Source organism: Plantibacter flavus, from assembly GCF_051487245.1.
Taxonomy (GTDB): Bacteria; Actinomycetota; Actinomycetes; order Actinomycetales; family Microbacteriaceae; genus Plantibacter; species Plantibacter flavus_B.
The window spans coordinates 124,070-146,424 of record NZ_JAHVDH010000004.1; the positions used below are offsets into that span (position 1 = coordinate 124,070).

Genomic DNA, 22,355 nt, shown 5'->3' on the forward strand with positions numbered 1-22,355 from the left:
AAAGCGAACCCCCTTATGCACATCGGTATCGATGTCGGCGGCACCAACACCGACGCCGTGCTCATGGACGGCACCAGCACCCTCGCCGCCGTGAAACACGCGACCACCCCTGACGTGACGGACGGGATCGTCCAGGCGATCGGCGAGCTGCGCAGCGGCCACCACTTCGACGGCGAGCAGATCACCGCCGTCATGATCGGCACGACGCACTTCATCAACGCACTCGTGCAGGCGAAGCGGCTCGCGCCGACGGCAGCCCTGCGACTGGGGCTTCCGGCGACGCGGGCGCTCCCGCCACTCGTCGACTGGCCGGCGGAGCTCATCGAGGCGATCAGCGCGAGGAGCTATCTGGCGCACGGCGGCTACGAGTTCGACGGCCGGCCGATCTCCCCGATCGACCCCGAGGAGCTGCGTGCCCACGCCGAGGACATGCGGGCGAACGGTATCCGCTCGGTCGCGATCTCGTCCGTGTTCAGCCCGGTCAACCACGACCTCGAGGTGGAGGCTGCGCGCATCGTCGGCGAGGTCCTCGGACCGGACGTCGCGATCTCGCTCTCCCACGAGGTCGGACGGATCGGCCTGCTGGAGCGGGAGAACGCGACGATCATCAACGCGGCGCTCCGCGAACTCGCCTCGGAGATCGTCGACGGGCTCACCGCCGCGGTGCGGAAGCAGGGCATCGAGGCGCCCATCTTCCTCAGCCAGAACGACGGCACGCTCATGGACGAGGACTACGTGCGCCTCTATCCCGTGGCGACCTTCGCCTCCGGGCCGACGAACTCCATGCGGGGGGCCGCGCTCACCAGCGGACTCGCCACCTGCGCGGTCGTCGACATCGGCGGCACCACGGCCGACATCGGGCTCCTCATCAACGGCTTCCCACGCGAGACGTCGAACGAGGTGAAGGTCGCGGGCATCCGTACGAACTTCCGGATGCCCGACGTGCTGTCCATCGGCATCGGTGGCGGCAGCATCGTCGATGAGGAGACCGCGGAGGTCGGCCCGGCTTCGGTCGGCTACCGGTTGATGACCGAGGCCCTCGTGTTCGGCGGTTCCACCCTCACGGCCACCGACATCGCCGTGGCCGCCGGGCGCGCGTCGATCGGGGACGCCTCGAAGGTGGCCCACCTCGACCCCGTGTTCGTGGAACGGGTGCTGGCCAGGATCGGCGAGCGGATCGCGGAGGCCGTCGACCGCATGCGCACCTCGCCCGAACCCATCCCGGTCGTCGCGGTCGGCGGTGGTTCGATCCTGCTGTCCGAGGAGCTGCCCATCTTCGGCGCCGTGCACCGACCGGACAACTACGCGGTCGCGAACGCGATCGGCGCCTCCATCGCCCAGGTCGGCGGCGAGATCGACAAGGTCTACGCGATCGAACCGGGGCGTCGAGAGGAAGCCATCGCCGCTGTCCGGGCTGAGGCGGTCGACAAGGCCATCGCAGCTGGTGCGTCGCCGTCGTCGGTCGCGATCGTCGACTTCGACGAGGTCCCCATCCCCTACCTGCCCGGCAACGCCACACGCATCCGCGTGAAGGCGGTCGGCGACCTCGACATGGGAGGACTCCGATGAGCTGGACGATCACCGCCGACATCATCCCCGAACTCGCCCGCGGGGCGGCCGTCCTCGGCACCGGCGGGGGTGGTGACCCCTACATCGGCGCGCTCCTCGCCGCCCAGGCGCTCCGTGAGCACGGCGACGTCACCGTCGTCACGCTCGACGAGGTGCCGGACGACGCGCTCGTCCTCACCGTCGCGATGATGGGCGCCCCGACCGTCATGGTCGAGAAGCTGCCGAGCCTCACCGAGGTCACGGCTCCCGTGCACGCCCTGAGTGCGTCGCTCGGCCGCGCGGTCACGCACGTGGCCTGTGCGGAGGTGGGCGGGGTGAACTCCACCATCCCGATCGCCGCGGCAGCCGCACTCGGTCTGCCGCTCATCGACGCCGACGGCATGGGCCGCGCCTTCCCCGAACTCCAGATGGTGCTGCCGACGCTCTACGACATCGACGCTTCGCCACTCGCGTTCAGTGACGAGAAGGGCAACACCGGCGTCCTGACGACCGTCGACAACAGCTGGACCGAGCGCATCGCCCGCGTCGCCTGCGTCGAGATGGGTTGCTCGGTGATGATCTCCGGCTTCCCGATGTCCGGCGTCCAGGCACGCGAATCGCTCGTCGCCGATTCGCTGTCGCTCTGCCGCGAGATCGGTGCGGGCATCGTGGAGGCTCGCGCCGAGAAGACCGACCCGGTCGAGCGCACGGTCCGCCTCCTCGGTGGGCGGGAACTGTTCGCCGGCAAGGTCGTCGACGTCGAACGCGCGACGACCACCGGGTTCGCGAGAGGTCGCGCCCGCATCGACGGCGTCGACAGCAGCCTCGAGCTCTCGTTCCAGAACGAACACCTCATCGCCGCAGTGGACGGCGCGGTGCTCGTGACGACGCCCGACCTCATCATGGTGCTCGAGCACGACTCCGGCGAACCGATCACCACGGAGGGCTTGCGCTACGGACAGCGGGTCCGTGTGATCGCCGCACCGAGCGACGAGCGCTGGCACAGTGAGGCGGCTCTGGCCATGGTCGGCCCGGGGTACTTCGGCTACGACGTCCCGTCGCGTCGATTCGACGGCACCGTCGACGACACGTCGCCCGTCGGGACGGAGGTGGCGGCGTGAGCTGGCAACTGACGGCGGCCGACCTCCCCGACCTCGCCCGCGGCGCCACACTCCTCGGCACCGGCGGCGGCGGCGACCCCTACATCGGCATGATGCTCGTGCAGCAGGTGCTCGGCGACCGCTCGATCACGATCCTCTACCCCGACGAGCTCGACGACGACCTGTTCGTCATCCCGACCGCTCAGATGGGTGCCCCCACTGTGATGATCGAGAAGATCCCCGCCGGCTTCGAGCCGACGCTCGCGCTCCGCACCCTGGAGGAACATCTCGGCCGCACCGCCGACGCGACCATGCCGATCGAATGCGGAGGCGTGAACTCGATGATCCCCCTCGTCGTCGCCGCAGAGACCGGCCTCCCGGTCGTCGATGCCGACGGTATGGGACGCGCGTTCCCCGAGCTGTCGATGGAGACTTTCGCGGTGTACGGCGTGCACGGTTCGCCCCTCGCCCTGGCTGGGGAACGCGGCGAGCGCGTGATCATCGACACGGGCGACGACGACCGCCAGATGGAGTGGTTGGCGCGTGGGATCACCATCCGACTCGGCGGTGTCGCGCACATCGCCGAGTACGCGATGAGCGGTGCCGATGTGAAGCGCACCGCGGTGCCGCGCACGATCTCGATGGCGCTCGCCCTCGGCCGGGCGATCCGCGTCGCGCGCGAGGAGCACCGGTCGCCGTTCGACGCCATCGCCGAGACGCTGTCGACGACGCTCTATTCGCACGTGCGCGAGCTGTTCGTCGGGAAGGTGACCGATGTCGAGCGACGGACGACCGACGGGTTCGCCAAGGGCACCGCGGTCATCTGGTCGGTGGACCAGCCGAGCACCGAGCGTCTGGAGATCACGTTCCAGAACGAGAACCTGATCGCCAAGCGGAACGGCGAGCTTGTGGCGATCGTGCCCGACCTCATCTGCATCGTCGACCACGAGACCGCCGAGCCGATCACCACCGAGGGCCTGCGTTACGGCCAACGGGTGCGGGTGCTCGGCATCTCGACGCCGGCGATGATGCGCACGGACGGGGCGCTGCGGGCGTTCGGTCCGACCGCCTTCGGGCTGTCGGAGCCGTTCGTGCCCGTGGAGGGTGAGGCTGCCGCGGCTGTCGCAGCCGAGACCTTCGCAGCGACCGCGCACGCGCGCGGGCTGGGGCTGGGCGAACTCGTGCCGGAGGACCTCGCGGGGGCGGTTCGCGCCTAGGTGCGGGGCGCCCGTGAACCGACAACGGCGCTTCGTTTTCGGTGCACTGTGGTGAGGAGGTCGGCCTGGGGTCAGCGGTCGATCCAAGACTGCATCTTGTCCGGATAGCGAGCCGCTGACGTATCGATGCCAGCCGAAGCTTCGGTGAGCTGAGCCAGCTCATCGTCTGTGAGCGCGACCGCGGCTGCTCCGGTGTTCTCTTCGAGCCGATGGATCTTCGTCGTGCCGGGGATCGGTGCAATCCAGGGTCGCTGGGCGAGCAACCACGCCAGGGCGACCTGCGCGGGTGTGGCATCTCGACCCTTGGCGATCGCACTGAGCAACGAGACCACCTGGGCGGCCGCGGCGCGGCTCTCTTGCTCGTACCGTGGCAGGGTGGCTCGGACGTCACCCTCAGAGAACCGGGCCTGCATGTCGACCGTACCCGTGAGTAGCCCCTTGCCCAAGGGACTGAACGGTACGAAACCGATTCCCAGCTCTTCGAGCGTCGGCATGATCTTCGTCTCGGGCTCCCGCCACCAGAGCGAGTACTCGCTCTGGAGCGCAGCGACCGGATGCACGGCATGTGCTCGGCGGATCGTGGAAACACCGGCCTCAGAGAGGCCGAAGTGCGCCACCTTTCCCGCCTGGATCAGTTCTTTCACTGTTCCTGCGACGTCCTCGATCGGCACGTCGGGGTCGACGCGGTGCTGGTAGAGCAGGTCGATCTTCTCGATGTCGAGCCGCTGGAGCGAGGCGTCGACGGTCTTCCGAATGTACTCCGGGGAGCTGTTCAGCCCAGATTCACGGGTGCCCTCGAAGTCGAAGCCGAACTTCGTTGCGATCTGTACGTGATCCCGCACGGGGGCGAGCGCTGCGCCGACGAGTTCTTCGTTGGTGAACGGTCCGTAGACCTGTGCGGTGTCGAAGAACGTCACCCCGAGGTCGACGGCTCGGCGGATGATGGCGGTGGCTTCGCCGTGGGTGAGCGTGTGGTTGTAGCCGTGGTTGAGCCCCATGCACCCGAAGCCGAGGGCGGAAACCTCCAGCCCGTCACCGAGTTTGCGTGTCTGCATCGTGTGGTCCTTTCGTTTCAGAGCGCCTGGTCGGCTGGGCGCAGCATGATCTCGTTGAGTGCCAAGTGGCGCGGCCTCGACAGCGCGAAGGCGATGACCTCTGCGATCTCCTCGGGCTTGACCGTCGCCTGGTCGTAGCCCTGCTGGACGGCTCGGCGGGTTTCCTCGTGAGTGATGTGGCTGGGTAACTCGGTGTCGACCACTCCTGGTTCGATGATCGTCACTCGAACATCCGGACGCAGCTCCTGGCGCAGCGACTCGGACCACCCGTTCATGCCCCACTTCGTGGCGGCGTACACACCGTTGCCCGCACGAGCGACCCGTCCGGCGACGGAGGAGATGTTGACGATGTCGCCGCCGCCGTCCTTGAGCTGGTCCAGGAAGACCTCTGTCGCGGTGATCGCGCCGAGCAGGTTCGCCTCGATCATTGCCCGGTAGTCCGCGTGCTGCTCCGAGAGAAATGGGCCCAGCAGCATGATCCCGGCGTTGTTCACCAGGACGTCTGCGCCTCCAAGCTCCTCCTGCACACGGATGCTCGCCGCGATGATCTGTTCGCGGTCGGTGACATCGGCGGCGACCGCCAATGCCCCGTCGCCGAGTTCGTCAGCAAGGCTTTCGATCCGGTCGACGCGCCGCGCCAGAAGTGCGACCTTGTAGCCGTCGGCGTGCAGGGCCCGCGCCGTGGCTGCCCCGATGCCGGATGAGGCGCCGGTGATGACCGCGACGCGGCCCGAGTTCTGAGTGTTCGACATGTGCTTCCATCTTCTGCAAGCGAGCAGAGCGCTAGTCGGGCAGCTCTGCGAGAACGTTGACCGCGGTCATGCCCGCGGGCCAACCTGCGTAGAACGCCAAGTGGGTGGCGATCTCGGCGAGCTCGTCGCGTGTGACGCCGTTCTGGAGCGCCCTGCCCATGTGTCCCTTCAGCTGGACGTCCCGACCGAGGGCCATCAGCGCGGCAACCGTGATCAGACTCCGATCCCGAGGAGACAACTCGGGGCGTTCCCACACGTCGGCGAAGAGAACGTCGTCGGTGAGGTCGGCAAGCTTCGGCGCGTGTTCGCGAATGCGATCGGGGGCGACGCGAGGGTTGGTGCCAGTCATCTGCTCAGGCCTCCGGGATGTCGCGCCCGAATGATTCCAGGGTGATGACCTCGGGCTCAGGGCCACCGCGGACTCCGGTGTCGAGGCCGTCGATGGCGGCGATCTGCTCATCGGTCAGCTCGAAGTCGAACACGTCGAAGTTCTCCGCGATGCGGGTGGCCTTGGTTGACTTCGGGATGACGGAGCGACCTTCCTGGATGCCCCAGCGCAGCATCACCTGCGCGGCGGATTTGCCGTGCGCCTCGGCGATTTCGAGGAGGGTGGGGTCTTCAAGGGCGCTCTTGTCGGAGTCGCGGTAGTGGGTGATGCCGCCGATGGGCGACCACGCCTGGGTGAGGATGCCGTTCTCGTCGTTCACGGCCTGCAGCTCCTTCTGCTGGAAGAAGGGGTGCAGCTCGATCTGGTTCACTGCGGGTACGACCGTTGTCTCGGCGAGAAGCTGCTCGAGGTGGTCGGGCATGAAGTTGCTGACGCCGATCGCGCGCACCTTGCCGTCGGCGAGGAGCTGCTCGAGAGCTTTGTACGCGTCGATGGTGAGGTCGAAGCGGCTCGGCAGGGCCTGGTGGAGGATGAACAGGTCGATGGTGTCGACGCCGAGCTTCGCGGCGCTCTTCTCGAACGCGTGCAGTGTCGCGTCGTAGCCGTAGTCACTGATCCACACCTTCGTCTCGATGAAGACCTCCTCGCGGGGAACACCGGAACGGCGGATGCCCTCCCCGACCTCGCGCTCGTTGCCGTAGGCGGCGGCGGTGTCGATGTGGCGGTAGCCAGCGCGGAGAGCGGCCTCGACTGCGGCGGTAGTCTCCTCCGGCGGGGTCTGGAACACGCCGAGACCGATGGCGGGAAGCTGCACCCCGTTGTTCAGGGTGAGGGCGGGGACGGTGGTCATGATGGTGCTTCTTTCTGTCGTGCTCGGCCGGTTGTTCGGCGAGCGAGGGGTGTGGAGGCTAGGCCGCCGCTTGTTCCTTGATCTGGGCAAGGGCGTTCATGAACCCTTCAGAACAGCCGCTAGAGCCGGCGAGCCGATCGACCGCGATCTCGTCGAGGTTGCGGCCGATGACCGTCCCGGGAAGCGCTTCGGCGAAACGCTGCTGGTAGCCCAGCGAGGCTTCGTCCTCGGCGGGGGTGGTGATCTGCACCTCGGTGACGATGTCTTCGTCGACGGTCAACGTGACGTCGTGATGTGAGGGCAGTGATCCGTACCAGCCGGTCGCGCTGTACGTGCCGTCCGCATACGCACCGGCAGCGTCAGGCGCAGGTGTTGCGGCTGCTGTCGGTGACGGTTCCCGGGAGTCGACGGCGGACGATGCGGGCGTCTGCGCCTGCGCGGCGCAGGCGGCAAGCGTGGCGCTGAGGGTGAATGCGCCGAGGCCGAGAGTAGCCCGGGTGCGGAGGTTGTGAGGCATGATCGGGTGGTCTTCCGGTGTCAGTCGGTGGCGGCGGGTGCGGTGGCTGCCCAGCTGGCCAGGAGGCGGAGGGCATCGGCGGTCTCCGAGCCGGGCTCTGCGCCGTAGACAATGAGCATCTGGCCGTGGTCGGCGGGGAGTTCCATCGCTTCGAAGGTGAGGTGCAGGTCCCCGACGACGGGATGGTGAACGTCTTTGAACCCGGTGTCGTGGTAACGGACGTCGTGCGACGTCCACAGCGCCCGGAACTCGTCGCTCCCCCGGTTCAGGTCGTCGATCAGAGCCGTGACGCCCGTGTCGAACGGATCGCGGCCGAGCTCGGTGCGGATGTTCGCGACCGTGTCGACAGCGGTCTTGTGCCAATCAATGAAGAACTCCCGCGAAGCCGGGCTGAGGAACAGGAACCTGGCCGTGTTCGGAATTCCGTGTGACGCCGCGTCGTAGAGCGGGGAGAAGACCGCTCGTCCGAGCGCGTTCGTCGCAATCAGGTCACGGTTGTTGGTGGCGACGAACGCGGGAGCGTCGGTGACGGCATCGAGGACCCGCTGCACAGCCGGACGGACGACGCGAGGTGCTGGGCGGCGTCGGTCGGGCCGGATCGTCGCGGCGGTGCCGGTGAGGTTGAAGAGGTGGTTCCGCTCGGCCGGGGTGAGCTGCAGGGCCCGGGCCACCGCATCGAGGACGCTCTCCGACACGGCACCGATCGTGCCACGTTCGAGTTTCGTGTAGTAGTCCACGCTGACGCCGGCGAGCATCGCGACCTCTTCACGGCGCAACCCTTTCACCCGCCGGTTGCCGCCGTACACGGGCAGCTTCGCCTGCTCGGGCGTGATCTTGGCGCGGCGGGTGCTGAGGAACTCGCGCAGCTCGGTTCGGGTGTCCATGTCCACCACGCTACGCCCGGGACTCAGGGTGAGAGAGGCTCTCTCGGTACCTGGCTCACGAGAGCCTGTGCCGGATCGAATAGGAGGTATTGAATCAGCAGGAGACACCGCACACGCTGCGGGAAGAACGGAAAGGCCATCATGACCACCATCCGAACCGTCCTCATCGTCGGCGCCACGGGGAGCATCGGCCGACTCGTCACCGAGGAGGCAGGGCGTGACGGACACATCACCCGCGCACTCGTGCGACCCACCTCGAACGGGGAGCCACATGCCCCCGGTGCAGTCGCTGTCGTCGGTGACCTCACCGACCCCGACCAGCATGCGCTCACCTTCTTACAAGGCGACACCCGGCGTGCGGGCGATCCCAGCGACGGAGCCATCTCCCGCCGGCAACTCGGGCAGGTGCTCATCGAGAGCCTCACCTCCGCATCCGCGGAAGACGTCACGTTCGAGCTCGTCGCCGACACCGGGCCCACGCCGGCGCAGCTCGAACCGCTGTTCGCGGCGCTCGACCGCGACCCCGCGGACTCCATCGACGGAGTCCGCGACCCCGACAACCTCCCGGCGCGCGGCGAGCCCGACCGCGTCCGCGCCGATCTGACCAAGCACACATCGATGAAGGGAAACTGACATGACCACCTGGTTGATCACCGGAGCTTCCAGCGGCCTCGGAGCCGCACTCGCCCGCGCCGTCCTCAAGCAGGGCGACACTGCCGTCATCACCGCCCGAAACCCCGATCACCTGACCGACATCACCGCTCAGTACCCCGACACGGCGCTGGCGGTTGCGTTGGAGGTCGCCGACCACAACCAGGTCGTGGCGGCAGTCACCGCTGCGACCGCCCGGTTCGGAGGAGTGGACGTTCTGGTCAACAATGCCGGTCACGGCTACCGGGCGGCTGTGGAAGAAGCGTCCGTCGACGAGGTCGACGAGCTGTTCGCCACGAACTTCTTCGGACCCGTCGACCTCGTCAAAGAGGTGCTGCCGCAGATGCGTCACCGTCGCTCGGGCACCATCATCAACGTCTCCTCGATCGGCGCGCCCCGCTCGAACCCGGCGTCCGGCTACTACACCGCCTCAAAAGCCGCACTGGAAGGCATGTCCGACGCCCTCAATCGGGAAGTCTCACCGCTCGGCATCCGGGTGATCGTGCTCGAGCCCGGCGCCTTGCGCACTGACTTCTCCGGCCGCTCTCTGGCACAGTCCCGCACAGTGATCGACGACTACGCCGACACGGCGGGCAAACGCCGCAAGGAGAACGACACCACCCACGGCACCCAGCAGGGCGACCCCGACCGCGCCGCGCAAGTCATCATCGACACGGTCCGAAGCGATTCCGCACCGTTCCGGCTCCTGCTCGGCTCCGACGCGATCGCCATCGTGCGAGACGAACTGCAGGGCCGCATCGACGAGATCGACGCGTGGGCACACGTCAGCGCCACCACAGACTTCCCAGACCAGACCCGCCCGTGACCACTCGCCCCTCGCCGGAACCTCCAACGCCCCCGGTCGAGTTCCGCCGAGCATCCCACGACGGTCGCCAACGACCGGTCGCGTGCCAGATCTCGCACACGTCACACGACAACGAAGAAATCTTCCCCGCTGCCATCAGAAGCTCTCAGCTGAGCGGCACGATCGCGTCGATCTGCACGAGCGCATTGCCCTGGAGTACGTCCACTCCGATGAGAGAGCGCGCAGGAGGCGCCACGGTGAAGAACTCACGGAGGACACGATCGATGATCGGGGCGAACTGGATCAGCATGGGCGTGTAGACGGTGAACTTGATCGCGTTGGACAGATCGGCCCCTGCCGCCTGGCAGATGGCGTGCAGATTGTTCAGGCACTGCCTCATCTGAGCGTCGGCCGCTTGCTCGCCGCCGCCGAACGACGGGTTCAGCGGTCGGGGCAGCATCTGCCCGGTCGCCGGGTCGATCGGCAGCTGACCCGACACGTGGAGCAGACCGTTGTACGCGATCGCCTGACTCGAGCCGCCGGGCGACCACGGTGCGTTCGGAGTGAAGATCACGTTGCGTTCCACAGGTCCCTCCCCAGGTGTGATGTCGACAGCTCTGATCCCGACATCCTACGGTGGCACCTTCCTCGCACCGATCGGCGACGCAGCGGCGGTCCGAGCCTAGGCTGGTGCCATGCCGACCACCCTCGAGCCTGCACGGCTCCCCGCGCTCGCCACGGGGTTCGCCTTGCTGGGATCGGGCGGGGGCGGAGCGACCACCATGCTCGAGATCGCGCTCCGCGATTCGGGCGGCTGGCCGTTCACGCTCTTCGACGTCGACGACCTCGATCCGGCGACCCCCTGCCTCGGCGTCGGCTTCGTCGGATCGACCATCCTGCTCAGCGAGCGCCTGCCGGGCACCGATCCGTTCGGCCGCCTGATCGCAGCCGCCGAACGCTGGCTCGGCCATCGGGTGCCGGTGATCTGCTCGCTGGAGGGCGGCGGCGTCAACGGGCTCGCACCGTTCGCATTCCCGGGCGGACGGATGATCGTGGACGCTGACCTCACCGGGCGGGCGTTCCCCGCGCTCGACCAGATGTCACTCCTCGTCGACGGCGTCGGCGGAGTCGTCGTCACCTGCGACACCGGCGACGGCGGCGTCGCGCTCGTCGACACCGGCCGAGCCCTCGACATCGAACGCGTCGTCCGCGCCGCGACCGTGCAGGCGGGCGGCAGCGGCGGCATGGTGTTCGCCGGCTTCACCGTCGGCGACCTGCGAGAGCACGCGATCATCGGCGGGACCGCTCGCGCCCTGCGGCTGGGCGAGGCGTTCCTGTCGGCCGCCTCCGGCCCGCTGAGCGAACTCGCGGCGCGCCTCGGCGGTCGACTGCTCGCGGAGGGGCGGGTCAGCGCGGTGGAGGCCGACGCCCTCGATCCACACGTGATCGCCTTCGGCATCGACGGCTCTGAGGGCGCCGTGCACCGCCTCGTCGCCCGATCTGAGACCCTTGCGTTCATGACCGACGGCCGGTTGGAGGCCTCTGCACCCGACCTCATCGTCGTCATCGACGCGGTCTCGCGCGACATCCTCGAGGTCACCGCGGTCTCGATGGGCCGCCACGTCGCCGTCATCCACCTCGACGGACCGGGGTGGTGGTTCCAGGCCGCCGGTCGACTCCGGCACGTCCTGCCCTCTGCCTACGGACTCGACGAGCTCGACGACCGCAGCGGGCTGAGCCGTGTCGGCGGGGTGAGCGCATGAGCGACGTCCTGCACCTGAGCGCCCTGCTCGCGCACCCGGAGAACGGGGGCGTGCGGATCGTGGCCGGGCCCGCCGTGGCCGAATGGGCCGGGGTCGTCGTCGAGACCAACGAAGCCGCGCTCCCCGCAGACGGCGCCGGTCGGCTGGCCATCCTCACCGACCTGCCGCCGTCCCGCCCCTGGCAGCAGGACGCCCTCGTGCGCCGCACCCGTGATCGCGGGTTCCGGGCGCTGGCCGTCCCCGAGGCCGACGCGTTCGGTTCGGGGACCCGCGCCCTCGCCGACCGCTTCGGGTTCTCGCTGCTCCACGTCGACCGGCCGATGCTCCTCGCGAAAGCGTGCTGGCAGCTCGTCGAATCCCGCGACGCCCTGACCCTCGGATACGTCCGCAAGGTCGCGCAGTCCATCGAGTACCACGCCGACGGTCTGCCCGATCTGCTCCGCCATCTGTCGTCGAGCGTCGGGCATGGGATCGCCCTCATCGACGCCGAGGGGGTGCTGCTCGAGGCCGGCGGTCGCCTCACGTCCGAGGTGCACGGAGCCATCGACTTCGCCCCATGGGTCGATCTCACCAGGATCGGTGCCGGGACCGCGGCGTCAGTGCGCGTCGACAGCCCGAGTCGCGAAGGTCTCCGACTGGCGTTCTTCGGGGACGGCCTCGACGAGCGTCAGATCAGCGCACTGGCCGTCGCCGCCGAGGTCGCCATGCCGGCCGTGGCCGCGCGGATCCTCATCGACGAGGTCGCCGAGGTGAGCGACGCGTCGGTGTCGTCGGGCGTGCTCCGCGACTTCGTCGACCTGCGCGGGCGACCGGACCCGGATGTGGAGCGTCGCATGCTCGAACGCGGCTGGCGCACCACCGGCTACCATCTCGCCTTCCGGATGATCGGGCGCAGCCGCGTCGACGCCCTCCAACTGCTGCGGTCCGTCACGGCAGGGCTCGGGCGTATCGCCGCCGACTCGCATGCGACGACGAGTGGTCGAGGGGTGAGCGGGTGGCTGACCTTCGCCGAACCGCCGGCGCCGTCCCAGGTGGAGCGGTACATCGCCGCGCTCCGCGACCTGCACGTCCACGCGCGGCGTTCGTTCAACATCGCGACCGCGGTCGGTTCCCTCGCGAGCGGTTCCGCAGGACTCACGAGTTCGCTGGGCGAAGCCGCCGACGCCGCGCGGATCGCCGTGAACCGGTCGACGACCGGCTGGTTCGTGCGCGTCGACGGGCTCGGGCTCGAACAGCTGCTGCTCGCCTGGACCGGCAACGACACCTTCGTCCCGGCCGCGCGGTCACTGCTAGCGCCCTTGCAGACCGGCGGCGGAGAACTCCTCACCACACTGTCCGCCTACCTCGACCACGAGTCGGCGGTCGCCCCGACGGCTGCGGCGCTCGGCCTCCACCGCAACACCGTCGCGACGCGCATCACGCGTGCCCAGGAGCTGCTCGGCGTCGACATGTCCGACCCCGAGGTGCGCCTCGCCCTGCACCTCGCCTGTCGCGCCGTCCAACCCCGCTGAGTCGCCCAAAACGGTGCGAAAATCGTCCGGATCCGTGCAGATCCGGGCGACTCAGCGCTCGGACCCGTTCGGACCCGACCGGATCGGACCGCAAGAGTAGGGTGCCGGACTGAGAGACACGGCAGTGTGGCTGTCGAAGGAGGCGCTGATGATCTCGGAGTTGAACGCCCTGGTGGACCTCGTGGAGGAACACCTGGACGACGACCTCGACGTGGGTGCCGAGGCGACTCGACTCGGCACGACCGAGTACCACCTCCGGCGGATGTTCTCATCGCTTGCCGGGATGCCCCTGTCGGAGTACATCCGTCGACGCCGCATGTCGGTCGCCGCAGCAGAGGTGCTCGGGAGCGGAACGCTGCTGGGCATCGCCGTGCGCTACGGCTACGGCTCGACCGAAGCGTTTGCGAGAGCGTTCCGGTCGGTGCACGGCGTCGGGCCCGGCGAGGTGCGACGAGACGGCGGCCCCCTTCGATCACAACCGCAACTCAGGTTCCGCCTGACCGTCGAAGGGAACTCCCCCATGGACACCAGCATCACCGACCGACCCGCCTTCCGCCTCATCGGCCACGCCGTTCGCGTCCCACTCATCCACGAGGGCGTCAACCCTCGCATCCAAGCGCACATCGCTGCGCTACCCGGCACAGAGCACGCCCGGCTGAGGGCGCTGAGCGACACCCAACCGGCTGGCCTCCTGCAGGTCAGCGCCGACGTGGACCCGGACTACACCGAGGGGAGCGAGCTGACCTACCTCCACGGCGTCGCGGTGACCGAGACGACGCCGGTTCCCGCCGACCTCGACGTGGTCGAGGCACCTGCAGGCACCTGGGCGGTGTTCCACACCGAAGGCGAGTACCCGGCCACCCTGCAGGCGACGTGGGCGGCGACAGCGACGGACTGGTTCCCCTCCAATCCGTGGCGGCTCCGCCCAGGGCCGTCCATCGTCGCGATCCTCGACCGCGCAGACGACTTCAGCACGGCACGGTGCGAACTGTGGCTCCCTGTGGAACGCACGGCACCGGCAGAGCCGCCCCGCTGAGTCGCCCCAACGTGCACGAAAATCGCCCGGATCCGTGCAGATCCGGGCGATTCAGCGTGGGGTCAGACCGCCGTGGCGGTGAACTGCAGGCGCGGGTTCGCGTAGAACTCCTGCGCCTCGACGAGCTGCAGCTCACGCTGACCGGAACGGTAGGTGAGCTCCACGAGGTCGAAGACGCTCGACACCGTGCGCTCGAGCGAGAGCTTCGCGTCGCGGGTCTCGCCGTAATGCGCCGCGAACAGCGCAGCCGTGACGTCGCCCGAGCCGTTCGCCTTGAACGGCAGCAGCGGCGTCTGCACGAGCCAGCGCCCGGCGTCGTCGACGACCAGCATCTCGATGGTCTCCGGGTCGCGGTCGGGGCGCTCGACGCTCGTCACGAGGACGACCGACGGGCCCATCGCCCGGGCGAGCTCCACCGAAGCGAGCGTCGACTCGAGCGAGGCGGGCTCCGTGCCGGTGAGGTAGCCGAGTTCGAACTGGTTCGGCGTGATGATGTCGGCGTTCGGCACGACGCGGTCGCGCAACAGGTCGGGGATCTCGGGGGCGACGAAGCAGCCGGACTTCGCGTTGCCCATCACCGGGTCGCACGCGTAGAGCGCCGACGGGTTCGCCGCCTTGACCCGCTGCACGGCGTCGACGATGACGTCGCCGATGCCGACCCCGCCCTGGTACCCCGACAGCACGACGTCGATCTGCGGGAACGCTCCACGCTCCTCGACGCCCGTGATGACCTCGCCGACCTGCTCGGGCGAGATGAGCGGACCGCGCCACGCGCCGTAACCGGTGTGGTTCGAGAAGTTCACCGTGTTCACGGGGATCACCTCCACGCCGATGCGCTGAAGGGGGAACACTGCTGCCGAGTTGCCGACGTGCCCGAAGGCCACGGCGGACTGGATGGAGAGGATCTTCACGGTGTCGCAATCACGATGGGGTGGCCGCCTCGGACGGTGCGTCAGGGCGGGCGTGGACGGTGCCTGCAAGAAGTCAACGATACTCTCGCCGGAGTCAAGCCGAGCCCGACATCCGGACACCCGCAGTGTTCCCCTCCTATGCTGATCGGATGACGACACCCGAGAGCACGACACCCTCGAACGACGCCACCGGCAGCACGCCGCCCACCGCCGCAGGCAAGCGCGTCGCCGCCGTCGTCTACAACCCCGTCAAAGTCGACCTCGACGCCCTGCGCACGGCGGTCGACGAGTCCGCCGCCGAAGCAGGCTGGGGTGAGTCGCTGTGGTTCGAGACGACCGTGGAGGATGTCGGCCAGGGGGTCACGGCTGAAGCGATCGCCGCCGGCGCCGACCTCGTCATCGCAGCCGGTGGCGACGGGACCGTCCGCGCCGTCGCCGAGGCGCTGCGCGGAACGGGCGTCCCGCTCGCGCTCCTCCCCTCAGGAACCGGCAACCTCCTCGCCCGCAACCTCGACCTCACCCTGAACGACCTCCCTGGCTCGGTCATCACGGCGTTCACCGGTGAGGACAAGCGCATCGACCTCGGCGTCATCGACATCGAGCGCGCCGACCATTCGCGCGACCGCCACGTGTTCGTCGTCATGGCCGGCATGGGTATCGACGCGAAGATGATCAAGAACACCGACGACGACCTCAAGGCGAAGGCCGGCTGGGCCGCGTACGTCGACGCGATCGTGAAGTCGCTCCGCGATCCCGACGAACTGCACATGCGCTTCAGGATCGACGGCGAGGACGCCACCCGCGCCACGGTGCACACGGTCATCATCGGCAACTGCGGCTCGCTGCCCGCCAACATCCTGCTGCTCCCCGACGCGGTCGTCGACGACGGCATGTTCGATCTGATGTTCATGCGCCCGGGAGGCCTCCTCGGCTGGCTGCGCATCTGGGCGAAGGTGGCGTGGGTGAACGGCGTGCTCCGACGGACGAAGGCCGGGCAGGCACTCGCCGGGAAGACCAAGGACGACAAGCACCTGCAGTACGGCACGGCGAAGCGGTTCGTCGCCCGGCTGTCGAAGCCCGAGGAGATCGAGCTCGACGGCGACGGCTTCGGCAAGGCGACGGCGTTCAACGCGTGGATCGAGCCCGGTGCGCTCGCCGTGCGGGTGCCGGCAGCGACGGCCGACGCGCCGCGATAACCTGGCCGACATGACCGCCTCGTTGAACGCCCTGGCCGCCGAACTCGCCCGTCGGGAGCTCCTCCCGTCACCGACCGTCGAAGACGACTTCGTCTACGGACTCACCCGGTTCGCGGCGATCGACGCCGAGGTGATGTTCAACGTCGACCCCGAGCCCGAGGACCGCCCGGAGCTCGACGTCTCAGACCTGGCGGACGCCGTCGAGCGGGTGCTCGCGATCACGCCAGCGCAATGGAGTGTGCTCATCGAGCGCATCGCCGCCGAGGTCGAGGAGGCCGTCGGTGAGGACCCGGTCGAGGAGTCGACCGACCTCCGCGACGACCTGTCCCTCATGTCCGTGGTCGTGTTCGCCGACGTCGTCCTCCTGTCGTTCGACGCCCCGAAGCAGTTCCCCGACAGCGACATCCGCGTCCAGCTCGACGAGGAGCTCGCGTTCGACGACCTCGAGATCGAGGACCGCGACGCCGACGACGCAGAGACCATCACCTTCGAGAGTGTCGACGCGCTGCTGGACCACCTCTCCAAAGATCAGTGATCGGGCCCCTCACCCGCGTCACGCCCTGGTCGTACGCCTCGCCCACAGCAGGACGGGGATGAGCAGCAGCGCGAGCACTCCCCCGGCGATCGACAGTGCTCCGTAGCCGACACCGGCCATCACGACGCCGGACAGGACACCGGCCCCGGCTCCGGCGAGGGCGATGAGCACGTCGAGCGTGCCCTGCGTCCTGGCCCGGTTCGCCGGCACGGTGTGGTCGACGACGAGCGCGGTTCCCGCGATGAGGCCGAAGTTCCAGCCGAGGCCGAGCAGCGCCAGTGCCAGGATGAGCAGCCCCAGCGAGTCGGCCGGTGCCAGTGCGCCCGTCGCCCCCGCGAGCAGCAGGGTGACGCCGGCGGCGACCGCCATCGGCGTGCGGCCGATCCGGTCGACGAGCGCACCGGTCACGAGCGACGGCAGGTACATCGCACCGATGTGGATACCGATCACCAGGCCGACCTCACCCAGCCCGTGATGGTGCGCGCGCATGTGCACGGGCGTCATCGTCATGATCGCGACCATCGCGATCTGCGTGACGACCATGACCGCCGCACCGACGTAGGCGCCGACGCCCGGCCTCGGCACGACGGCGGCGGCGGGTGCGGGTGCGGATGCGGATGGAGTGGGTGCGGTTGCAGTTGTGGGTGCGGGTGCGGAGGGTGACGCACCGGGGGCGAGGGCCGGTGCGGACGACGCGTCGGACACGGCCGCCCGGCCGTCCACCTCCTCTCGGGCAGCGCGCTCCGCATCGAGGCGTCGGGCCAGGAGGAAGGGGTCGGGGCGCAGGAGGAGCAGCAGCGCAGAGCCCGACGCGAGGTAGGCGACCGCGGCGAGGAGGAACGGGCCGGCGAGCGGCGGCAGGCCGAAGGAGGTCGCCATACCGCCGAGCGGCTCGACGAGGTTCGGTCCGGCGACCGCCCCCAGCGTCGTCGACACCATCGCGACGCTGATCGCCGTACCACGACGGGCGGGGACGGCGAGGTCGGTGGCCGCGTACCGCGCCTGCAGGTTGGTCGCGGTCCCAGCGCCGTACACGAACAGCGAGAGGAAGAGGAGCGGCACCTGCTCGGTCGCACTCGCCACGACCACACCGATCGCGCCCAGTCCGCCGGCGGCGAAGCCCAGTCCCAGGCCGATCCGACGCCCCAGACGTTGCGTCACCCGGCCGACGAGGAACGCGGTGAGCGCCGAACCCAGGGTCAGCAGCGCCGCCGCGACCCCGGCGAGGCTCGCGCTGCCGAGGATCTCCTGCACGAGCAGCGCGCCGACGGTGACCCCCGCCGCAAGACCGGCACCGCCGAGGACCTGACTGACGACGACGACCCGAAGCGTCCGCCGTTGGACGCGAGCGCGTTCCGACTCGATGGTCGCCGCGGTCATGCTCGCGGCGCGGTCATCGCCTGGTGGACACGCGCCCGTAGGCATCGACCGTGACGATGAGCGACTCGATCTTGCGGTTCACCACGCGGATGATGACGACGATGAGCCAGAGTCCTGCCGTGAGGAGGGTGAGGATCAGGTTCCAGAACCAGCCGATGCGCTTCTTGCGTTGGAGCACCGCCTGCTGCCCCTGCACGGACGACACCGTCCAGCCGCGTGCCGCGAAGCGAGCGACCTCGGCGTTGAGGATCGCGGTGAGCTGGTCCATCGGGAGCGGTGCTGCGGCTGCGGAGGTCATGGTCCGAATCTACCCGGCCGAGGCCGCCACGGCAGCCGCGCTCCCTGGGCCACCCGGTCCCCGAACCGCCCGCGGTCACTGAACCGCCCGCGCTCCCTGGCTCACCCCGGCCCCTGAGACGCTCCGGTCCTTGGGCCACTCCGGTCCCTGAGCCGCTCTGGTCCTTGGGCCGCTCCGGTCCTTGGGCCAATCCGGCCCCCGAGCCACTCCGGCCCCCGAGCCACCCGGCCCCCGAGCCACTCCGGTCCTTGAGCCACTCCGGCCCTGGGGCCACCCCGGTCCCTGAGCCTGTCGACGGGCGTCGCGCCTCTACGATCGAGGGATGCACATCCGTCATGCCGAGACCGACGACCTGTCGGGCATCCTCGCCATCCACGCCGACGCTGTCGCGAACGGCATCGCCATCTGGACCGAGGTCCAACCGGACCTCGAAGAGCGCGCTGCGTGGCTCGCCCGCCATCAGGAGCCCGGTCGCGTCGCCCTCGTCGCGATCGCCGACGACCCGGCGGACGGCATGCCCACCGGCAGCGTCCTCGCCTTCGCCGGCTACGGTCCGTACGCGGCGAAGGACGGCTATCGGCACACCGTCGAGAACTCCGTGTACGTGCATGCCGACGCCCAGGGCCGTGGGCTCGGGAAGGCGCTGTTGCTGGAGCTCCTCGAGCGCGCGACCGCCGACGGCCACCACGTCATGCTCGCGCTCATCGAGTCCGGTAACGCAGGATCGATCGCACTGCACACGAAACTGGGCTTCGAACAGGTGGGCCTGCTGCCGGAGGTCGGCACGAAGTTCGGTCGCTGGCTCGACCTCGCGATCCTCCGACGCCCCCTCGGCTGAGCCCCTCCGTCCACAACTCCTGCATCCCGGAGCGACCGGGCCCCGGGCATGCCCCCAAGCGGCGGAACACCGCAATCAGCAGGAGTTGTGCGCGCCGCCCCCGGAGAACTCCCCCGAAACTCCCCCTGACCCCCGGAGAACTCCCCCGGCAGCTCCTCGGAGAACTCCCCGGGACTCCCCCAGAACTCCCCCAGAACTCCCCCGGCAGCTCCTCGGCCGAGCACCCCGTCCACAACTCCTGCAGCCCGCGCCGAATCGGGCCGGGTCAAGCCCGCGAGCGGCGACGGGTGGAGATCAGCAGGAGTTGTGGACGCGGTCAGTCGACGGTGACGACGATGCGGACGACTTCACCGGCGGACAGCTCGATGGCCTGAGGCGTCGGCGAGGCTGCCAGCTCCACGCGCAGTGCAGCCTCGGTCAGGTTGCCGAGCAGGAGCACGACCTCCCCGGTGTCGTCGACGGCCGCGACGGCAGTCAGTCCACCATCCGACACCGGCGACCCGTCACCGATCGAGACACCGTCGACGTCGACGGCCACACGTCGACGCCCAGCGAGAGCGGCGATCCAGCCGAGCGCCCGGCCGGCACCGGTCAGCGTGCCGTCAGCCGCCGCCAGCCCCCGCGGCCCCGTCGCCTCGAAGTAGGACAGTGTCTCGACGCCGGGCACCGCGAGCGCCGCGACACTCGCCACGACCCACGCGCCCAGCGCCTCGGCGGATTGCCGCTCGTCCGTCGCGCCGGGCACGGATTCGGCTCCGAAGCCTGCTCGCAGGTCCGGGTCGACCGTCTCGCTCTGGGCGGCAGCGGTCGTCGCGACGGCGTTGTACCGGGCACCGAGCGTCACCGGGCCCACGTGCAGCGGACGACCGTCCGCGATGCGCGCCGCGTCCCGCACGACGACCGCCTGCATACCGAGCGATTCGACGAGCTGGTGTCCGCCGCGATCGTGCATGAAGGGCGTGATGCTGAACGCGAGTGGTCCGCTCCAGCGTTCGAGCCTCGCGTGGTTGCGGTTCAATTCGGTGAAGTGGGCGCGTGTTCCACCGACGACGGTGGGGCGGGGAAGGTCCGTGTCGACCCACACGGCATCGAGCGCGTGCGAGACCGAGTCGAGCAGTGCACCCTCGGAGAGGTGCGTCCGCCGGTGGAAGACGCCGAGGCGGGCGATCGGCGACGCGTCGTCGAGCAGGCGGCGCAGCACGGGCGTCGCCTCCTCGCCGCGTCCGAGCACGAGTCGCACGTCGAGGGGGCGGCCGTCGGCCTGCCGCACGGCGCGGTCGAGGACCGCCGACCACTCGGGGTGGACTGGGTCGAGCTCGACGAGCAGTGCGCTGATCGACACCGGGACGGATGCTCCAGCGCGCCCACCGTCGGGGTCGCTCGACACCGCGGTCGAGACCGTCGGGACGACGGCGTCGAGGACCGCGCCGAGCTGGATCCGCACCGGCGCACGCTCGGCCTGTTCAGCATCACGCCTCGCTGCCACCTCGGTCTCGGGCACGACCGTCACACCGAGCGCCGCTGCGAGCGGTTCGTCGGACTCCCCCGACCCGCTCGCGCGCTCGCACCGGACCTCGACCTGCTGCGTGATGACCTCTCCGACCGCGAGCGGCACGGGGAAGGGCAACGAGAGCGGCGTCGAATAGGTTTTGAACGAGGCGTCGGTCCAGTTGCGCTGGTCCTCCATCTCGAAGACGTCTCCGGCGAACTCGACACGCGTGGCGATGCGATCGCCAGTCCAGGACAGCGAACCGATGCGGATCGCGGGCTGGTGCGGCGAGACCTGCTCCGGCAGCACGGAGGTCGTGGTGGAGCCCTCCGGGTGACCGACGATGATCTCAGTACCCGCGAGCGACGGCGACTGCAGCACGATGAGACCGAGACGGTTGCGCCGGAACGGCGTCTGGACGACGGCTCGCAGGCCGACACGGAGGGCGGACGCCGCGACGTCGACGGTGAGCGTCCACTCGGCCACCTCGCCGTCGAACCCGGTGCGGCCACGCAGCAGCAGGCCCCCGGTCGTCTGTTCGAGTGCGTCGACGACCACCGGGAGCGTCGTCCAGTCCTGGTCGCGCACCACGAAACGGATGCTGCGCAGCACCGTCTCCCCGTCGAACGCGATGTCGTCGAGTTCGGAGCCGCGCAGGGAGCACGACCAGGGGCCGCGGGTGACGGAGAGCGCCGTGCGTTCGCGCTCCAGCAGGAGTTCCGGTGCGACTCGGAAGGTCATGGTCCTGGCCTCAGAGGCTCGTCATGCCGCCGTCGACGCGGAACGTCGCGCCGGTGGCGAAGCTCGACTCGTCGCTGGCCAGGTAGACCATGATGCCCTCGACGTCGGCGGCCTGGCCGGGACGACCGAGCGGGATGCGGCCGACGATCGCCGCTCGCGACTCGGGGTCGCCGGAGATCGCGGTGACGAGCGGCGTCTCGGTGTATCCGGGGACGACGGTGTTCACGCGGATGCCCTGGTCCGCGTATGCGGCGGCCACGGTGCGGCCGAGACCGTGGATGCCGGCCTTCGTCGAGCTGTAGGCGGTGAAGTCGGCGCCTTCGCCGTTCAAGCCGGTGGGGCTGCCGGTGAGGATGATGGAGCCGCCGCGACCGAGCATCGCGCGCACCGCGTGCTTGGTGGTGAGGAAGGTGCCCGTGAGGTTGATGTCGACCGTACGACGCCACACCTCGAGGTCGAGGTCGGCGATCTTCGCATCCTGTCCGAAGAGTTGGACGCCGGCGTTCGCCACGACGACGTCGGGGGTCTTGCCAGCAGCGTCCATGACGGCGAAGGCGGCTTCAACGCTCGCTTCGTCGGCGATGTCGAGTCGCACGGCGATGGCCGTCGGGAAGGGGGCGGCGGCTTCGCGGGCGGCGGCGATGTCGCGGTCGGAGAAGACGACCGAGGCGCCTTCTCGCGCGAAGCGTTCGGCGACGGAGCGCCCGATCCCGGAGCCTGCTCCGGTGATGAGCGCGGTCTTGCCTTCGAGTCGTCCAGTCATCGTCGTCTGTCTCTCCTGTGCAGCGTTGCGGGGGTCCTGCGGGGGCATTGCGGGGTGTGCCTGGGGGTGGTCGCCTGCAGCCTATCCGGGAGAACCGGTTGACCGCACGCGTATTACCTGACAAGTG

Annotated in this window: 23 protein-coding genes; 11 read left to right on the forward strand and 12 right to left on the reverse strand. The window is 69.3% G+C overall.

What is annotated here, in order from left to right; genetic code table 11:
- Positions 1–15: 15 nt before the first annotated feature.
- From KXS11_RS10930 to KXS11_RS10940, 3 genes are read left to right on the forward strand one after another with little or no spacing between them, the layout of a single operon-like run.
- Positions 16–1,569 carry a hydantoinase/oxoprolinase N-terminal domain-containing protein gene (locus KXS11_RS10930; RefSeq protein WP_437385610.1) on the forward strand — a complete coding sequence of 518 codons (1,554 nt, stop codon included), beginning with the start codon at positions 16–18 and terminating at the stop codon, positions 1,567–1,569.
- On the forward strand, positions 1,566–2,669 hold the full coding sequence (locus KXS11_RS10935; protein ID WP_437385611.1) for a DUF917 domain-containing protein: 1,104 nt from the start codon (positions 1,566–1,568) through the stop codon (positions 2,667–2,669). The genes KXS11_RS10930 and KXS11_RS10935 overlap by 4 nt, the downstream gene beginning before the upstream one ends.
- Positions 2,666–3,865: a DUF917 domain-containing protein gene (locus KXS11_RS10940; protein ID WP_437385612.1), complete on the forward strand. Its 1,200-nt coding sequence runs from the start codon at positions 2,666–2,668 to the stop codon at positions 3,863–3,865. The genes KXS11_RS10935 and KXS11_RS10940 overlap by 4 nt, the downstream gene beginning before the upstream one ends.
- A 71-nt stretch (positions 3,866–3,936) precedes the next feature.
- Here KXS11_RS10940 and KXS11_RS10945 read toward each other — a convergent pair whose 3' ends face one another.
- Genes KXS11_RS10945 through KXS11_RS10970 form a run of 6 tightly spaced genes read right to left on the reverse strand, consistent with a single transcriptional unit; the run spans position 3,937 to position 8,311 of the window.
- Complete coding sequence (locus KXS11_RS10945; protein ID WP_437385613.1) at positions 3,937–4,920, reverse strand: aldo/keto reductase; 984 nt, start codon at positions 4,918–4,920, stop codon at positions 3,937–3,939.
- Positions 4,921–4,937: 17 nt separating this feature from the next.
- Positions 4,938–5,672, reverse strand: a complete 735-nt coding sequence (locus KXS11_RS10950; protein WP_437385614.1) for an SDR family oxidoreductase — start codon at positions 5,670–5,672, stop codon at positions 4,938–4,940.
- 31 nt (positions 5,673–5,703) lie between these two features.
- The gene (locus KXS11_RS10955; protein WP_437385615.1) at positions 5,704–6,021 is read right to left on the reverse strand and encodes a carboxymuconolactone decarboxylase family protein; all 318 of its coding nucleotides are present in this window, start codon (positions 6,019–6,021) and stop codon (positions 5,704–5,706) included.
- Positions 6,022–6,025: 4 nt separating this feature from the next.
- Positions 6,026–6,910, reverse strand: coding sequence for an aldo/keto reductase (locus KXS11_RS10960; RefSeq protein ID WP_437385616.1), 885 nt, complete (start codon positions 6,908–6,910; stop codon positions 6,026–6,028).
- A 58-nt stretch (positions 6,911–6,968) separates the two neighbouring features.
- Positions 6,969–7,427, reverse strand: coding sequence for an FMN-binding protein (locus KXS11_RS10965; RefSeq protein ID WP_437385617.1), 459 nt, complete (start codon positions 7,425–7,427; stop codon positions 6,969–6,971).
- A 20-nt stretch (positions 7,428–7,447) separates the two neighbouring features.
- On the reverse strand, positions 7,448–8,311 hold the full coding sequence (locus KXS11_RS10970) for a helix-turn-helix transcriptional regulator (protein WP_437385618.1): 864 nt from the start codon (positions 8,309–8,311) through the stop codon (positions 7,448–7,450).
- Positions 8,312–8,452: 141 nt separating this feature from the next.
- On the opposite strand from KXS11_RS10970, the gene KXS11_RS10975 reads away from it, so the two are divergent.
- Positions 8,453–8,944 (forward strand): NAD(P)H-binding protein, encoded by a 492-nt coding sequence (locus KXS11_RS10975; RefSeq protein ID WP_437385619.1) that lies wholly within the window; start codon positions 8,453–8,455, stop codon positions 8,942–8,944.
- A gap of 1 nt (position 8,945) precedes the next feature.
- Entirely contained in the window at positions 8,946–9,788 is an 843-nt protein-coding gene (locus tag KXS11_RS10980; protein WP_437385620.1) for an oxidoreductase, read from the forward strand.
- A 145-nt stretch (positions 9,789–9,933) separates the two neighbouring features.
- On the opposite strand, the gene KXS11_RS10985 is transcribed toward KXS11_RS10980, so the two are convergent.
- Entirely contained in the window at positions 9,934–10,353 is a 420-nt protein-coding gene (locus KXS11_RS10985) for a RidA family protein (protein ID WP_437385621.1), read from the reverse strand.
- A 109-nt stretch (positions 10,354–10,462) separates the two neighbouring features.
- Between KXS11_RS10985 and KXS11_RS10990 the strand changes: the two genes are divergently transcribed.
- From KXS11_RS10990 to KXS11_RS11000, 3 genes are all read left to right on the forward strand, one after another.
- Positions 10,463–11,530, forward strand: a complete 1,068-nt coding sequence (locus tag KXS11_RS10990) for an S-methyl thiohydantoin desulfurase domain-containing protein (protein WP_437385622.1) — start codon at positions 10,463–10,465, stop codon at positions 11,528–11,530.
- Positions 11,527–13,041 (forward strand): PucR family transcriptional regulator, encoded by a 1,515-nt coding sequence (locus tag KXS11_RS10995; RefSeq protein ID WP_437385623.1) that lies wholly within the window; start codon positions 11,527–11,529, stop codon positions 13,039–13,041. The genes KXS11_RS10990 and KXS11_RS10995 overlap by 4 nt, the downstream gene beginning before the upstream one ends.
- Before the next feature lie 148 nt (positions 13,042–13,189).
- Entirely contained in the window at positions 13,190–14,077 is an 888-nt protein-coding gene (locus KXS11_RS11000; protein WP_437385624.1) for an AraC family transcriptional regulator, read from the forward strand.
- A gap of 62 nt (positions 14,078–14,139) precedes the next feature.
- Here the strand turns inward: KXS11_RS11000 and pdxY are convergent, their stop codons facing one another.
- The gene (gene pdxY, locus KXS11_RS11005) at positions 14,140–14,988 is read right to left on the reverse strand and encodes a pyridoxal kinase PdxY (protein ID WP_437385625.1); all 849 of its coding nucleotides are present in this window, start codon (positions 14,986–14,988) and stop codon (positions 14,140–14,142) included.
- A 149-nt stretch (positions 14,989–15,137) separates the two neighbouring features.
- Between pdxY and KXS11_RS11010 the strand changes: the two genes are divergently transcribed.
- Positions 15,138–16,184 carry a diacylglycerol/lipid kinase family protein gene (locus KXS11_RS11010; protein ID WP_437385626.1) on the forward strand — a complete coding sequence of 349 codons (1,047 nt, stop codon included), beginning with the start codon at positions 15,138–15,140 and terminating at the stop codon, positions 16,182–16,184.
- A 10-nt stretch (positions 16,185–16,194) separates the two neighbouring features.
- Positions 16,195–16,719, forward strand: coding sequence for a cytochrome C5 (locus tag KXS11_RS11015; protein WP_437385627.1), 525 nt, complete (start codon positions 16,195–16,197; stop codon positions 16,717–16,719).
- A gap of 18 nt (positions 16,720–16,737) precedes the next feature.
- Here the strand turns inward: KXS11_RS11015 and KXS11_RS11020 are convergent, their stop codons facing one another.
- Together KXS11_RS11020 and KXS11_RS11025 are read right to left on the reverse strand one after the other, a co-directional pair.
- A complete protein-coding gene (locus KXS11_RS11020) occupies positions 16,738–18,099 on the reverse strand; it encodes an MFS transporter (protein ID WP_437385628.1) in 1,362 nt (453 codons plus the stop codon).
- Between the two features lie 13 nt (positions 18,100–18,112).
- Positions 18,113–18,397 carry a hypothetical protein gene (locus KXS11_RS11025; protein ID WP_437385629.1) on the reverse strand — a complete coding sequence of 95 codons (285 nt, stop codon included), beginning with the start codon at positions 18,395–18,397 and terminating at the stop codon, positions 18,113–18,115.
- Positions 18,398–18,719: 322 nt separating this feature from the next.
- Here KXS11_RS11025 and KXS11_RS11030 point away from each other — a divergent pair, with 322 nt between their 5' ends.
- A complete protein-coding gene (locus KXS11_RS11030) occupies positions 18,720–19,235 on the forward strand; it encodes an N-acetyltransferase family protein (RefSeq protein ID WP_437385630.1) in 516 nt (171 codons plus the stop codon).
- A gap of 316 nt (positions 19,236–19,551) precedes the next feature.
- Here the strand turns inward: KXS11_RS11030 and KXS11_RS11035 are convergent, their stop codons facing one another.
- Both KXS11_RS11035 and KXS11_RS11040 read right to left on the reverse strand, forming a co-directional pair.
- Positions 19,552–21,465, reverse strand: a complete 1,914-nt coding sequence (locus KXS11_RS11035; protein WP_437385631.1) for a hypothetical protein — start codon at positions 21,463–21,465, stop codon at positions 19,552–19,554.
- A gap of 10 nt (positions 21,466–21,475) precedes the next feature.
- Positions 21,476–22,228 (reverse strand): SDR family NAD(P)-dependent oxidoreductase, encoded by a 753-nt coding sequence (locus KXS11_RS11040; RefSeq protein ID WP_437385632.1) that lies wholly within the window; start codon positions 22,226–22,228, stop codon positions 21,476–21,478.
- Positions 22,229–22,355: the final 127 nt, after the last annotated feature.

Coding starts and splice junctions, on each gene's coding strand:
- KXS11_RS10995 (WP_437385623.1), top strand. CDS start 11,527: ATGAGCGACGTCCTGCACCTGAGCGCCCTGCTCGCGCACCCGGAGAAC.
- KXS11_RS10965 (WP_437385617.1), bottom strand. CDS start 7,427: ATGCCTCACAACCTCCGCACCCGGGCTACTCTCGGCCTCGGCGCATTC.
- KXS11_RS10955 (WP_437385615.1), bottom strand. CDS start 6,021: ATGACTGGCACCAACCCTCGCGTCGCCCCCGATCGCATTCGCGAACAC.
- KXS11_RS10975 (WP_437385619.1), top strand. CDS start 8,453: ATGACCACCATCCGAACCGTCCTCATCGTCGGCGCCACGGGGAGCATC.
- KXS11_RS10960 (WP_437385616.1), bottom strand. CDS start 6,910: ATGACCACCGTCCCCGCCCTCACCCTGAACAACGGGGTGCAGCTTCCC.
- KXS11_RS11020 (WP_437385628.1), bottom strand. CDS start 18,099: ATGACCGCGGCGACCATCGAGTCGGAACGCGCTCGCGTCCAACGGCGG.
- KXS11_RS10980 (WP_437385620.1), top strand. CDS start 8,946: ATGACCACCTGGTTGATCACCGGAGCTTCCAGCGGCCTCGGAGCCGCA.
- KXS11_RS11035 (WP_437385631.1), bottom strand. CDS start 21,465: ATGACCTTCCGAGTCGCACCGGAACTCCTGCTGGAGCGCGAACGCACG.
- KXS11_RS11025 (WP_437385629.1), bottom strand. CDS start 18,397: ATGACCTCCGCAGCCGCAGCACCGCTCCCGATGGACCAGCTCACCGCG.
- KXS11_RS10930 (WP_437385610.1), top strand. CDS start 16: ATGCACATCGGTATCGATGTCGGCGGCACCAACACCGACGCCGTGCTC.
- KXS11_RS11000 (WP_437385624.1), top strand. CDS start 13,190: ATGATCTCGGAGTTGAACGCCCTGGTGGACCTCGTGGAGGAACACCTG.
- KXS11_RS10945 (WP_437385613.1), bottom strand. CDS start 4,920: ATGCAGACACGCAAACTCGGTGACGGGCTGGAGGTTTCCGCCCTCGGC.
- KXS11_RS11010 (WP_437385626.1), top strand. CDS start 15,138: ATGACGACACCCGAGAGCACGACACCCTCGAACGACGCCACCGGCAGC.
- KXS11_RS10935 (WP_437385611.1), top strand. CDS start 1,566: ATGAGCTGGACGATCACCGCCGACATCATCCCCGAACTCGCCCGCGGG.
- KXS11_RS11040 (WP_437385632.1), bottom strand. CDS start 22,228: ATGACTGGACGACTCGAAGGCAAGACCGCGCTCATCACCGGAGCAGGC.
- KXS11_RS11015 (WP_437385627.1), top strand. CDS start 16,195: ATGACCGCCTCGTTGAACGCCCTGGCCGCCGAACTCGCCCGTCGGGAG.
- KXS11_RS10950 (WP_437385614.1), bottom strand. CDS start 5,672: ATGTCGAACACTCAGAACTCGGGCCGCGTCGCGGTCATCACCGGCGCC.
- KXS11_RS11030 (WP_437385630.1), top strand. CDS start 18,720: ATGCACATCCGTCATGCCGAGACCGACGACCTGTCGGGCATCCTCGCC.
- KXS11_RS10970 (WP_437385618.1), bottom strand. CDS start 8,311: ATGGACACCCGAACCGAGCTGCGCGAGTTCCTCAGCACCCGCCGCGCC.
- KXS11_RS10990 (WP_437385622.1), top strand. CDS start 10,463: ATGCCGACCACCCTCGAGCCTGCACGGCTCCCCGCGCTCGCCACGGGG.